The sequence below is a fragment of the Lentimicrobium saccharophilum genome (assembly GCF_001192835.1).
Lineage (GTDB): Bacteria > Bacteroidota > Bacteroidia > Bacteroidales > Lentimicrobiaceae > Lentimicrobium > Lentimicrobium saccharophilum.
The window spans coordinates 779,026-792,311 of sequence record NZ_DF968183.1; the positions used below are offsets into that span (position 1 = coordinate 779,026).

Genomic DNA, 13,286 nt, shown 5'->3' on the forward strand with positions numbered 1-13,286 from the left:
TTGCCGGGAATCAGGTCTTTTTTACGGATAATTAATCACAAAAAACAAACGACATGACCTCATTAAATCTGATTCAGCTGAATTTTGAAACCGGCGGATATAATCTGCTGGCCAGGGTGATCATCAATGGCAAACCTGCATTATTTATGGTTGATACAGGTGCGGCCAAAACCGTGCTTGACACCGATCATTTGCAGAAATTTGTCAGCCAGACCGAGCTGAAACGTAACCCCCGGAAAAACCTCGCACCGGGAGCTACCAGCGTCTACAGCTATATTGCCAATATAGACACCCTGGAAATCGGATCTGTTGTGATAAAGGATTACAAAGCAACAGCTGTTGATCTGAGTGCGCTGAACCGCTCCTTCCGCGGCATGGGTAATCCCCAGATCGACGGATTGCTTGGTTGCGACCTGCTCCGTCATTGCAAAGCCACTTTAAAATTTGAAGAGCGGGTGCTGGAACTCGGGGCTTTGGAAGAGCCGACAGAAGAGCCAAAAAACGCCGTTATCGAATAACCACCAGTTTAACAGCGGTCTTCGCATGGGGGCTTCCCGCCTTCGTGCAGACTATGCTGTAAATTCCGGCAGGGAAATCATCCAATCCAAGCTGTATCATCTGATGGCCAACGGCTGAGATTGTCTTTACCAGGGCGCCGTACACATTTGTAATATCAACTGACCAGTTCCCGTCAGAGAGAATGGTTACCCTTGTCATATTCATAGCCGGATTGGGTGCAACCAAAACCCTGGTACCGATTTCTCCGTATGAATCAGGAATTCCGGCAGGTCCGGGATTTTTTCCTTTAAAAAGCGCGATTCCGCCGCCATAATTGCCAACAGCCAGGTCGGGATAACCGTCGGCATTCAGATCTGCTGTCGCAGGAGACGTACGGATACCTTCCGAAATATACATAAAATGATGTTCTGCCTTATTAAACAAGGCGCCCGTCTCCGTTGAGAGATTATTATAACGTGAGATGATACCGGTTTCCGATCCTACCAGCAGGTTTATTTCTCCCGATCCGTCGCGGATAAAAGCGGGCACACTGTATCCGGTATAAGAAAGCTGATAGTCGGTAACGTCCACCCCACCCCAGAAATCGGTTACCAAACCGAATACAGGCTGCCCGGCGCTTCCCTCATTTCTGTAGAATGAAAGACGGCCCTTGCTGCCGCCCGTTATCAGATCGGCATCCCCATCTTCGTCAAAGTCAAACAAAACCGGTGTCGAGTAACTTTCCACCGCTATCTGCTGATAATTAAATTCAGGCTCAGCAAAAACCGGAACAGCCCCTGCACCGGCAGTATTTTCGAAAAAAATAATCTTCCCCGAATCGCTCCCCAGCAGCATATCCATATCTCCATCACCATCCAGGTCGGCAAAAGCGGGGTAAGCGCCCTGTATTGAAAGCGCAGTGATACCGGCAAAGTCATCATCAGCAAGAGTAAATTCCGGACTTTCAGCAGTACCAATATTAATAAACAAAGATAATCTGCTGTAATAGTAGCATTTTAGCTGCCCTGCATTATTCATAAAACAGGTATCATAAAGGCCATAATTACCGGCAACCATATCCGTAAGGCCATCACCGTTGACATCCGCAAAAACAGGGTAAGCGCCAAGCCCCAGATCGATCATGGTATTCTGAAGGAACGATTTCTCCACGAGCTCAAATTCGGGCGCCGGCCCTGAAGACACATCCTCATACAGCCATACACAATCAGACCCCCGCGACTTAACCAGACTCGGATCAAACGGAGAGACTAAGAGGTCCTTTCGCCCGGAGTTGGTGATGTCGATATGCTGAACAAGGGGAAACGACCAGAGGTATACCGGATCGTTTAAAGGATATTGCGGAAGCTGCTCCGTCATCAAAGCTTCAATATTACTGCCGGCGTTTATCAGCGGGGCAGGATCAGGATAATCGACATCGCCAAGCAATAAATCGAGCACCTCATCACCATTGAAATCAAGCAGGCAAAAGGTGGAACCCGTATGCTTGGGGTCGTTGGCAGGAATCCTGAATCCTCCGCCGGCATAACACGTATCAAGGTAAATGATATTCGACTCCGGGTTTTCGGCAAAACGCCCCCAGCAGCCGGTTTCTTTATGAAAAAGCAATGAATCGGCCGATCCTGTTTCCTCCACCGACCTGTTTCGGTGCAATTCCACCCATGAACCAAGTCCCCAGAAAGTCAGGATATCCAGATCTCCGTCCCCATCGAGATCAGCAATTACCGGATAATCGACATAGGTTACCAGCAGATTTGTGTAAATGCTTCCCTGCAATGAAGTAATATAAGGATCAACGGCTTTTTCAAACTGCGGGGTTTGATCTCCCGTATTTTTATATACCATAATGCCTCCGGGCGTATAGGTAAAAATATCAGGCTTCCCGTCACCGTTGTAATCTGCAACCTGAAACCAATGGTTCAACGCGGGGAAAAAACGGCGATAGTAAGGCGCATAGGTATATACCACTTCCTGATCCTGTCTGCTGAAAACAAAAGGCAGCAAACGGTCCCCATGTCGGTCAAAAACAAGCAGGTCGTCCAAACCGTCTCCATCAAGGTCGAACTTCCCAAATTGAACATTATTCAAACCCCCTGTCCAGGCATTACGCATTTGCACTCCCTGCATGTTTACCGGCAGGTCTGACCATTGTTCAAATCCGAAATCATTCAGCGCCTGCCCCCGGGCGTCCGGATGCAATAATAACAGGCTAAGGCAGGAAAGGAAGGTTAAAAATTGTTTCATTTCAGGTCAATGCTGGTAATTTCAGAACGTAAAAGTAGGGAAAATGAATCACCCTATGATAAGGAAAAACCATCAAGATTGATAAATCCCGGGAATAAAGACATGGGTATTGAAAGTTTGATGGCATTAACCGGCAAGCTTTCCGGAGGTTTACTATGCGAAAAATTCATAAAATAAGCAGGTTGGTAAATTCCAATAGAAGTTCTATATTTGCAGGCTCAAAAAATTAATCTAATTCAATCAAATAACTAACACACATGCAGAATAAAGGTGCTATTAAATTCTTCGCGATTGCATTGGCAATTGTGTGCCTTTTTCAGCTTTCGTTCACCTTTTTCACAAAAAGGGTTGAGAAAAAAGCCAGGGAGTATTCCAGGAATGAAGCTGCTATAAGTCAGGCGAAAGAGCTGGCCGGGGGAAACACATTGCTCGAACAGAAACTGATGGATTCTATCAGTAAGTCAAGGGAACGCTATTATCTTGACTCTATGTCGGGCCAGCCGGTATTCAACATCCTGGTTCGCAAATATACTTATCAGGAGTGCAAGGAACGCGAGCTGAACCTGGGACTTGACCTCAAGGGAGGTATGAACGTAACCCTCGAAGTCTCGGTTGTAGATATCGTAAGGGCGCTGTCAGGTTATAGCACCAATCCCGTATTCACCCAGGCCGTAGATATGGCCCTGCAAAAACAGAAAAACAGTCAGAGTGATTTTGTGACGCTGTTCGGAGAATCATTTCAGGAAATTGACCCCAATGCGAGCCTTGCCGCTATTTTCAACACGGTGGAGCTCAAGGACAGAATTTCATACAATTCAACCAACAGTGAGGTACTGGATGTGATCCGTCAGGAGACAAAAGGAGCCATCGACCGCACCTTTAATATCCTGCGTACCCGTATCGACCGCTTCGGGGTAGCCCAGCCCAATATTCAGCAGCTTCAGACTGCCGGCCGTATCCTGGTTGAGCTTCCTGGTATCAAAGAACCTGAGCGTGTGCGTAAGCTCCTCCAGGGAACAGCACAGCTGGAATTCTGGGAAACCTATCAGTTTGCAGAGCTTGTTCCTTACTTTGAAGAGGCCAATAAACGACTGGCGTCCATCACCTCCGAAGGTGCAATGGCTGATTCCACCGTTGCTGACACTACAACCACTGCTGCCGGAGAGGTACCACAGACGGAACAGACAACTCCTGCCGATACCACGGCCACTGCGCAGGCTGACACTGCCCAGTCGACTTTGCTAGACAAGATCAGCGATACCACCGCCGCAGATCAACAGAAGGAATCTTTTGAAAAATATGCCAAAGAAAATCCGCTTTTTGCTTACCTCAACCCGGCTATTTTCCCCAATGCCCAGGGGCAGTATTTCCCGGGCGAGGGCGCTACTGTAGGTTTTGCAACGATAAAGGATACCGCACGGGTTAACCGCATGCTGCGTCAGACCGCCAGCATTTTCCCCAGAGACCTGAAAATGGCCTGGACCGTAAAACCTGAAAAAGATCGCCCGGAAATTCTTGAACTGATCGCCCTTAAGGTGACCAGCCGTGACGGCCTTGCTCCCCTTGGCGGTGATGCTGTAGTGGATGCCCGCCAGGATTACGACCAGAACGGCAGGGTGGAGATTACCATGCTGATGAATGCCGAAGGCGCCAAAACCTGGAAAAGGCTTACCGCCGATAACATCGGCAACCAGATTGCCATTGTTCTCGATGATTATGTTTATTCAGCACCCCGAGTAAACAGCGAAATTCCCAACGGACGTTCATCCATTACCGGAAACTTCAGCATTGAAGAAGCTCAGGACCTTGCAAACATTCTCAAAGCAGGTAAGCTGCCTGCCCCTGCCCGCATTGTACAGGAAGAAGTGGTCGGACCATCACTCGGACGCGAATCCATCAACTCCGGTTTGACTTCGTTCGTCATTGCATTTGTCCTGGTACTTATCTACATGGTGCTTTATTACAACCGTGCCGGATGGGTTGCCGACCTTGCCCTGGTTACCAATATCTTCTTTATCTTCGGGGTACTCACATCGTTAGGGGCAGTGCTGACCCTGCCGGGTATCGCGGGTATCGTGCTTACCCTTGGTATGGCTGTTGACTCCAACGTAATTATCTATGAACGCGTCAGGGAAGAGCTAAGAGCAGGAAAAGGGCTCCGGCTTGCAATTACCGACGGGTATAACAATGCCTACTCTGCCATTATCGACGGTAACGTTACCACGCTGCTCACCGGTATTGTGCTGAATATATTCGGATCAGGCCCCGTTCAGGGGTTCGCAACCACGCTGATCATCGGTATCATCACATCATTGTTCACTTCAATTTTTATCTCAAGGATAATTTTTGAATGGCAGCTGCGCAAAAACAGAAACATTCCGTTTGACAACCAATACACCCGCTACGCATTTACAAAGGTCAATTTTGACTTTATCGGCTTGCGTAAGAAGATGTACATTGCTTCAGGGATTGTCATTCTGATCGGAATTATTTCTCTGGCAACCAAAGGGCTCAATTTCGGAGTTGACTTCTCGGGAGGCCGGACTTATGTAATCCGGTTTGACAAAGAAGTAGGTACCAATGAGGTGAGAAGCCTGCTGGCTGATGAGTTTGGGGAAGCTCCTGAAGTAAAAACCTTTGGCTCCTCCAATCAGGTAAAGATCACCACCAAATACATGATTGAAGAGGATACACAGGCCGCCGACTCCATCGTAGAAGCCAAAATCTTCAACGGTGTTAAAGGACTCTACGACACCCCGATGAATTTCAATGACTTCACTGCGGATGATGAGACCAAAGTGCTGGGCAGGCTGAGTTCACAGAAAGTCGGACCGACCATTGCCGACGATATCAAACAAGGCGCTGTACTGGCTGTCTTCTTCGCTCTGCTGATCATCTTTATCTATATCGCTATCAGGTTTAAGAAATGGCAGTATGGTATGGGAGGTCTGGTTGCTTTGGCGCATGACACCATGATCACCATCTCTCTGTATTCGATTTTCTCAGGGATATTACCGTTTAACCTCGAAGTGGATCAGGCATTTATCGCCGCCCTGCTTACGATCATCGGATATTCAATCAATGACACCGTGATTATTTTCGACCGTATCAGGGAATATGTCGGACTTTATCCCAAACGGGTTATCTCCGATAATATGAACCACGCCATGAACAGCACACTCGGACGTACATTTAACACCGCCGGTACAACCCTCGTTGTGTTGATCGCCATCTTTATCTTTGGTGGTGAGGTTATCCGTGGATTTGTCTTCGCCCTTATGGTCGGTATTGCCATCGGTACCTATTCGTCCATCTTCGTTGCTTCTCCCATCGCTTATGACTTTATTACGAATTCGCAGAAGCGCAGGAAAAGAAAAGAAGAGGCTAAAAAACTTCAGAAATAATAAACTGAAATAAACAGAAATAGTCCCGTCAGCCAATTGCTGGCGGGGCTTTTTTTTTGGATTGTTTTCCGGGTGCCGTAATGAGATGCAATCTTACGAATCATTATTTTCCGGTAAACTTTTATAAATAGTTACATTGTTGTCCGGGGAAATTATTATAATTTGACCGGAATGCTTCATAGGTGTTGGTTTCAGAAGATTGTAACAGCATACAACTTACTTTTGAATATTTCGCCACTAAGGCACAAAGGCACCAAGATGCACAAATTTATTTTTCTCATTTAGTGATACTTAGTGTCTTCGTGTCTTTGTGGCAAATTCTTTCTTCATTTTATCCGGACAATGGTGAAATAGTTATAAGATTACCTTCGTTGCGCTCATAATTAAAACGGACAGCATTTTGTCACTAATCAGCTAAACAAGGTAAGTTATCCGGCATATAATAATCTTATCCGGAATGAAGAAGGTTTTTTGTAATTTTACCACATCAAGCAATTAACCAATGTACATCCAGCCACTCCTGTTTCTTGATATCAGCGGAGGAGAGTTTCTGATCATTATCCTGGCTGTTTTCCTGATTTTCGGGCCAAAAAGAATGCCCGAGATCGCAAGGAAAATCGGGCGCACCATGAATGAATTAAAAAAAGCATCAAGTGACATCACGCGTGAATTCCGGGAAGAGACCAGCGGCATAGCCAGGGAATTAAACACTGCAAGGGAAACATTACGGCATGGAAGCGATATAATCAGGGATGAACTGGTAAATACCGGTAATAAAATTGAAAAAGAGATTACTCCGGCCGGGAAGGAGGATGTCACTCCTGAACCCGGGCCTGTTCCGGACCCATATGGACTGGAGTCAGAAAACAATGAGCCGGATCATTTAAATCCGGCTGAGATGCATAAGAATCCGGATAAAACTGATCAAAAGGATACTGAATCTCTCATTAAATGACCGGAATCTTTCCGGCTACTGAAAAGGAATACCGGCATATAAAGTCCAGCCGGTTCAGGGCACAATTTTAAACCATTAAATCCGTTTAATCATCAGTCATTTTCGTTCAGATGTACAGTTGATCAGGCATAAAAGCGAAAAATGTCTAATTTAGCAGTCAAATCAGCATCAAAACAATGGTTTTTCCTGAAACATCCAGAAAGTATTCCATATCCGGCACCCTGCTGAGCCTGGGAATTTTTATAATGGTTTCTTTTGTCAGTCCATCGGTCAGCTATGGCCAGAGCAGAAGGATAGCCGCTGCCGAAGAAGCTTTCAACAATTTCCAGTACAATGTTGCGGTTAACCGTTACAAGAAAGCATATTCCAAGACCAAAAGCCGGCCCGAAAAGGACAGGATTTCTTTTCAGATGGCTGAGTGTTACCGCATGATGAACAATACCAAACGGGCCGAAGTCACCTACCGCAGGATCATTAAAAGTGATTTTGCCAGGCGGAACCCCTTGGTATACCTGCATTATGCCAATATGCTGAGGGCCAATGAAAAATACGAAGATGCAAAGGACTATTACAGCCTGTATATCGAAAATGCACCGGATGACCCAAGGGGCACCAATGGACTGAGATCCTGCGAGCTGGCTTCAGAATGGATCGAAAATCCTACCAAATTTACGGTTACCAACGTAAAAAAAATCAATTCAAAGAGTGATGATTTCGCGGCCACCTATGCCGATAAATTTTTCAATGCACTGATTTTCACTTCTACCAGAGAGGGAAGTACCGGCAAAGGACTGGATGACTGGACGGGACAAAATTTCAGTGATCTGTTCCTTACCCGCCAGGACAGGAAAGGCGAATGGAGTGAACCGGCACTAGCCGATGCCGAAGGCAGAATAAATACCTCAGGCAACGAAGGAGCGCCGGCCTTTAATGACAATTTCACCACGCTTTACTATACCCGTTGCGGAAACGCCGAAGATTCTGCCTCAAACTGTCAGATTCTTGTCGTGAAAAGATCCGGAAGAGGCTGGGGTGAACCTCAGGTGCTGAACCTGGGCAAAGACACGGCGGTTACGAATGGTCACCCCGCCATCAGTTCGGATGAGCTTACACTGATTTTCTCCAGTGACAGAAAAAACGGACAAGGCGGGAAAGACCTGTGGATTGCCACCAGGAAAAGTACTTCCGATGAATTCAACAAACCGCTCAACCTGGGTGCTGTGGTGAATACGCCTGGGGATGAAGTTTTTCCCTTTCTGAAAAATGACACCGTACTCTATTTTTCCTCCAACGGCCATCCCGGACTCGGGGGGCTTGATATTTTTAAAAGCGTGAGACGCGGAGACGAATGGACAGTCCCGGTAAATATGGAAGTTCCTGTAAATTCAAGCGCCGATGATTTTGCGATGATCTTCCAGCCGGGCGAAGAACAGGGGTTTATGACTTCGAACCGCAAAGGCGGACGCGGGGGAGATGATATTTATTCATTTATCAATCCGCCGCTGGTCTTTACCCTTCAGGGAACCGTGAAAGATGACCGGACCCTTCAGTTTGTCCCTCTGGCGACTGTCAGGCTGGTAGGCTCCGACGGGTCTTCAGTTGACGCCAAAACCGATCCAAAAGGATTTTATTCCTTCAGCAAATCGCAGATAAAGCCCAATGTCACCTATGAGCTTACCGTGCTGAAAGACAATTATTTCAACAAAAAGGCAAGGGAAACCACTGTTGGTCTTGAAAAGAACAAGGATTTCGTGATCGACTTCCTGCTGGAACCCATTCCTGAAAAGCCCGTTGTGCTGCCCGACATTCTGTACGATCTGGCAAAATGGGATCTTAAACCTCAATACCAGGATTCGCTGCAGGGCCTGATCAAAACCCTGCTCGAAAACGAAACCGTGGTCGTTGAGCTGGCCTCACATACCGATGCCCGCGATACCGAGGAGCGCAACGACATCCTTTCGCAGCGCCGAGCAGAGTCAGTCGTTAATTATCTGATCGACAGGGGTATTGACCCGGAGCGTTTGGTTGCCAAAGGTTATGGCGAACGTGTTCCCAGGGTCCTTGCAAAAGATGTGCGCAAAGATGGTTTTCTGTTTAAGACCGGCATCAGGCTTACCGAAACATTTATTGATTCATTAGGCACAACTGCAGAAAAAGAGGCCGCCCACGCCCTGAACCGCCGGACAGAATTCAGGGTACTCAGCAAAGATTTTGTTCCCAAGCCCAAAAACAAGGAGATTACCCAGAAAGTCGAGATTAAGATCAACCCCGAAGACAACATCGTGGCCATTGAAGTCGGCAGGGGTAATGCGGTGACCATACCGGTTATTGTGAACGGATACAATGTAAAAATCATGCTCGACCGGGATGACCGCGGACTGATTTTCTCCCTGCCTGAAGCACAGAAATTATTGCAGTCGGGAGCCATCACCAAAGATGATTTCGTCGGGGATGCCAATGTAATCCTTGCCGAAGGGTCCATTGCCGACCGCGCGGTGTTTAAAATCAGGGAATTTAAGATCGGGCCGAAAACCGTATCCAATGTCGAGGCAAGCGTTTCACACAAGATTACCGAAGGCGTGATTATGGGCGAAAGCACCATCAATATGCTGGGCAGGTTTAAAATTGATGAAGCGAACAAACAACTGATTTTCAATTAACATTTTCAAACCGGCTGCTTCGGCAGCCGGTTTGCTTTGGTTAATATTACAACTATGTCGCAGGAATCGAGATATATCCAAAGAGGCGTTTCCGCCGGGAAAGAGGATGTGCACAATGCCATCGCCAATATCGACAAGGGGCTGTATCCGAAAGCTTTCTGTAAAATCATTCCCGACATTCTCGGAAATGATCCGGATTGGTGCAACATCATGCATGCCGACGGGGCAGGTACCAAGTCATCGCTGGCATACCTTTACTGGAAAGAGACCGGTGACCTCAGCGTATGGAAAGGGATCGCGCAGGACGCCGTGGTGATGAACACCGACGACCTGCTCTGCGTGGGCGCTACCGACAACATTCTTTTATCCTCCACCATTGGAAGAAATAAAAATAAAATCCCCGGAGAGGTGATTGCCGCCATCATCAACGGCACGGAGGAATTCCTGGAAGAGATGCGCAGCTATGGCGTCGGCATCTGGTCAACCGGCGGTGAAACGGCCGATGTGGGCGATCTTGTCAGGACTATTATCGTTGATTCCACAGTTACGGCCCGTATGCCGCGCAACCGGGTTATATCAAACCACCGCATACAGGCGGGCGATGTCATTGTCGGACTTGCGTCCTTCGGACAAGCCAAATATGAAAGCGCATACAACGGAGGCATGGGCAGCAACGGGCTGACTTCGGCCAGGCATGATGTATTTAACAAAGTATATGCATCGCTCTTCCCTGAAAGTTTCGATCCGGAGATTCCCGAAGCACTTGCTTACAGCGGCAGTCTGAAACTGACGGATCCGTCGCCTGTGCCGGGCATCGACATGGGTAAACTGGTCCTCTCCCCTACCCGCACCTACGCCCCGGTCATTAAACAGATACTGGATCAGTATCATGACCAGATACACGGCATGGTGCACTGCTCAGGCGGCGCGCAAACCAAGGTGTTGCATTTTGTGGAAAACCTTCATGTGATTAAGGATAACCTTTTTGAGATTCCGCCGCTTTTCAGCATCATTCAGGAGCAATCGGGCACCTCATGGCCCGAAATGTATAAGGTCTTCAATATGGGGCACCGGATGGAACTGTATGTGCCTGAAGAAATCACCGCAGCGCTTATCGGTATTTCAGAAAGTTTCGGAATTGAAGCAAAGGTGGTGGGCAGGTGTGAAGCGGCGCAGCAATCCAAACTGACAATTTCTACCGGAACATCCATTTTTCAGTATTGAATATTCAGGTTCTGGTAGATTTATGAATTAAGGTCCAATCTCCGTAATGCTTGCTTTGGTTACCTCAATTCCTGATTGAGACATCATAATGTATAATAATTCTGCTTGCTTTACTCCGGGCTTCAGCCCGGGGCAAAAGCAGATCCCCATACCAACCGGCTTTAGCCGAAAAGCCGGGAGAAGACAAACCAAAGGAATTTCCGTGCTTGCCGGTTTTTACCAATGACTGGCTATAAATAAACTTTCGCCGACTTTTGGGCTAAAGCCCCTGTGTTTGTTAGCCGCTGATTACCCCCGGCTAAAGCCAGGGGTAATAATCCGGAATTGAGCATCTTAAGAAACTACGGGATATAGATAACAATTGCTTGAATTGATGGAGCTGAAGTCCGGATTCAGTCATCATACTTCCGATGAAAAGACAGAAAATTCTGTTTGCTTTACCCCGGGCTTCAGCCCGGGGTAAAAGCAAGCCCCTGAAACAACCGGCTTTAGCCGAAATACCGGGATAAGTCAAGCCTGGGGGACATTCATGCTTGCCGGTATTACTAATGCCGGGCCGCGTATAAACTTTCGCCGACTTTTGGGCTGAAGCCCCTGTGTTTGTTAGCCGCTGATTGCCTCCGGCTCAAGCCGGGGGTAAGAAACCGGAATAGGAAGCTTCAGAAACTGCAGAAAATCAAAAGAAATTGTGTGAAGCTATTTAACCTATGTATACGTTGGTTGAGCCAAAGTCCGGATTTGGACGTCAGCATTCTGATTAACAGTACGATAATTACGTTTGCCTTACTCCGGGCTTCAGCCCGGGGTAACAGCAAGCCCCTGAACCAACCGGCTTTAGCCGAAAAGCCGGGAGAAGTCAAGCCTGGGCGAACTTTTTAACCTGCCGGTTTTTGCCAATGACTGGTTGCGAATAAACTTGTGCAACTTTTTGGGCTAAAGCCCCTGCGTTGGTCAGCAGTTAAAATAACAAATTACCCCACAGCCTCACCCTCTTTTTGCAATGACTTGATCACCACGCAATGATGAAACCCGGAATTCCGTATCTTTGCACCCCAAAAACCAAACACCATGCTCGATAAGCTTCAGGCCATATATAAACGTTACCTGGATATTGAAAAACAGATGAATGAACCGGCCGTTATGGCCGATATGAAGGCGTATATTAAACTCAGCAAAGATTACAAGGAGTTGCAGCCGATTATCGTCGCGTATAAGGAATACGAAACGGTACTGGCCAATATCGAATCGGCAAAGGAAATCCTCTACAACGAGAAAGACGAGGAATTCAGGGCGATGGCCAAGGAGGAGCTGAATACGCTGACCGAAACCCGCGACACGATGGAAGAAGACATCCGCCTGATGCTGATTCCTTCCGATCCGCAGGACGGTAAGAATGCCGTGGTGGAAATCCGTGCCGGCACCGGCGGTGACGAAGCAAGTATCTTTGCCGGAGACCTTTACAGAATGTACACCAAATACTGTGAAACCAAGGGCTGGAAAATCGAACTGGTAGACTTCACTGATGGAACGGCCGGAGGATATAAGGAGATTATCGTGAATATTTCCGGGGAAAACGTTTACGGTCAGATGAAATATGAATCCGGGGTCCACCGTGTGCAGCGCGTACCGCAAACTGAAACACAGGGAAGGGTGCATACCTCCGCGGCATCGGTGGTGGTGCTTCCGGAAGCCGACGAGTTCGACATTGACCTTAAACCCAGCGATATCCGCAAGGATCTTTACTGCTCTTCGGGACCCGGCGGACAATCTGTCAATACCACTTACTCTGCCGTAAGGCTTACCCACATCCCCACCGGAATCACCGTTGCCATTCAGGATCAGAAATCGCAGCTCAAGAATTACGACAAAGCCCTGACGATCCTCAGGACCCGGCTTTTCGAACTTGAGTACCAGAAGTACCTCGACGAGATTTCCAAAAAGAGGAAGACCATGGTTTCCACCGGAGACCGTTCTGCTAAAATCAGAACCTATAATTATCCCCAGAGCCGCATTACCGACCACCGGATCAACATGACCGTGTACAATCTGCCCACCTTTATGGACGGCGATATCCAGGACATGATCGATGCGCTGCAACTGGCCGAAAATGCTGAACGCCTGAAGGAAGCGGTGGGTTAATCCCGTCTGCACTTCCATTCCAGTGCTTGCATCTCTGACCGTTTCTTTCCTATTCGAATTCAGTCAATTGACTCACCGAAACACGGGATTACTCTATATTTCCACGCGGGCAGACCTGTAATTCAGCGCTTTTTTCTAATTTTG

At 47.6% G+C, this 13,286-nt stretch carries 7 protein-coding genes; 6 read left to right on the forward strand and 1 reads right to left on the reverse strand.

Annotated features, from left to right (window positions below):
* The first annotated feature begins 53 nt into the window (after positions 1 to 53).
* A complete protein-coding gene (locus TBC1_RS15040) occupies positions 54 to 518 on the forward strand; it encodes a retropepsin-like aspartic protease (RefSeq protein WP_062044693.1) in 465 nt (154 codons plus the stop codon).
* On the opposite strand, the gene TBC1_RS15045 is transcribed toward TBC1_RS15040, so the two are convergent.
* On the reverse strand, positions 508 to 2,760 hold the full coding sequence (locus tag TBC1_RS15045; protein ID WP_062044695.1) for an FG-GAP and VCBS repeat-containing protein: 2,253 nt from the start codon (positions 2,758 to 2,760) through the stop codon (positions 508 to 510). The two genes, TBC1_RS15040 and TBC1_RS15045, sit on opposite strands and share 11 nt — an antisense overlap.
* 257 nt (positions 2,761 to 3,017) lie before the next feature.
* On the opposite strand from TBC1_RS15045, the gene secDF reads away from it, so the two are divergent.
* From secDF to prfA, 5 genes are all read left to right on the forward strand, one after another.
* A complete protein-coding gene (secDF, locus tag TBC1_RS15050) occupies positions 3,018 to 6,164 on the forward strand; it encodes a protein translocase subunit SecDF (protein WP_062044697.1) in 3,147 nt (1,048 codons plus the stop codon).
* Positions 6,165 to 6,666: 502 nt separating this feature from the next.
* Positions 6,667 to 7,119, forward strand: a complete 453-nt coding sequence (locus tag TBC1_RS15055) for a Sec-independent protein translocase subunit TatA/TatB (RefSeq protein WP_062044699.1) — start codon at positions 6,667 to 6,669, stop codon at positions 7,117 to 7,119.
* Between the two features lie 176 nt (positions 7,120 to 7,295).
* Positions 7,296 to 9,779, forward strand: a complete 2,484-nt coding sequence (locus TBC1_RS15060) for an OmpA family protein (protein WP_062044701.1) — start codon at positions 7,296 to 7,298, stop codon at positions 9,777 to 9,779.
* Between the two features lie 54 nt (positions 9,780 to 9,833).
* On the forward strand, positions 9,834 to 11,003 hold the full coding sequence (locus TBC1_RS15065) for an AIR synthase related protein (RefSeq protein WP_062044703.1): 1,170 nt from the start codon (positions 9,834 to 9,836) through the stop codon (positions 11,001 to 11,003).
* Between the two features lie 1,068 nt (positions 11,004 to 12,071).
* Positions 12,072 to 13,142 carry a peptide chain release factor 1 gene (prfA, locus tag TBC1_RS15075; RefSeq protein ID WP_062044706.1) on the forward strand — a complete coding sequence of 357 codons (1,071 nt, stop codon included), beginning with the start codon at positions 12,072 to 12,074 and terminating at the stop codon, positions 13,140 to 13,142.
* Positions 13,143 to 13,286 lie beyond the last annotated feature (144 nt).

Bases quoted from the DNA above. Each gene is read 5' to 3' on its own strand.
- TBC1_RS15045 (WP_062044695.1), bottom strand. From the start codon at position 2,760: ATGAAACAATTTTTAACCTTCCTTTCCTGCCTTAGCCTGTTATTATTG.
- TBC1_RS15040 (WP_062044693.1), top strand. From the start codon at position 54: ATGACCTCATTAAATCTGATTCAGCTGAATTTTGAAACCGGCGGATAT.
- prfA (WP_062044706.1), top strand. From the start codon at position 12,072: ATGCTCGATAAGCTTCAGGCCATATATAAACGTTACCTGGATATTGAA.
- TBC1_RS15065 (WP_062044703.1), top strand. From the start codon at position 9,834: ATGTCGCAGGAATCGAGATATATCCAAAGAGGCGTTTCCGCCGGGAAA.
- TBC1_RS15055 (WP_062044699.1), top strand. From the start codon at position 6,667: ATGTACATCCAGCCACTCCTGTTTCTTGATATCAGCGGAGGAGAGTTT.
- TBC1_RS15060 (WP_062044701.1), top strand. From the start codon at position 7,296: ATGGTTTTTCCTGAAACATCCAGAAAGTATTCCATATCCGGCACCCTG.
- secDF (WP_062044697.1), top strand. From the start codon at position 3,018: ATGCAGAATAAAGGTGCTATTAAATTCTTCGCGATTGCATTGGCAATT.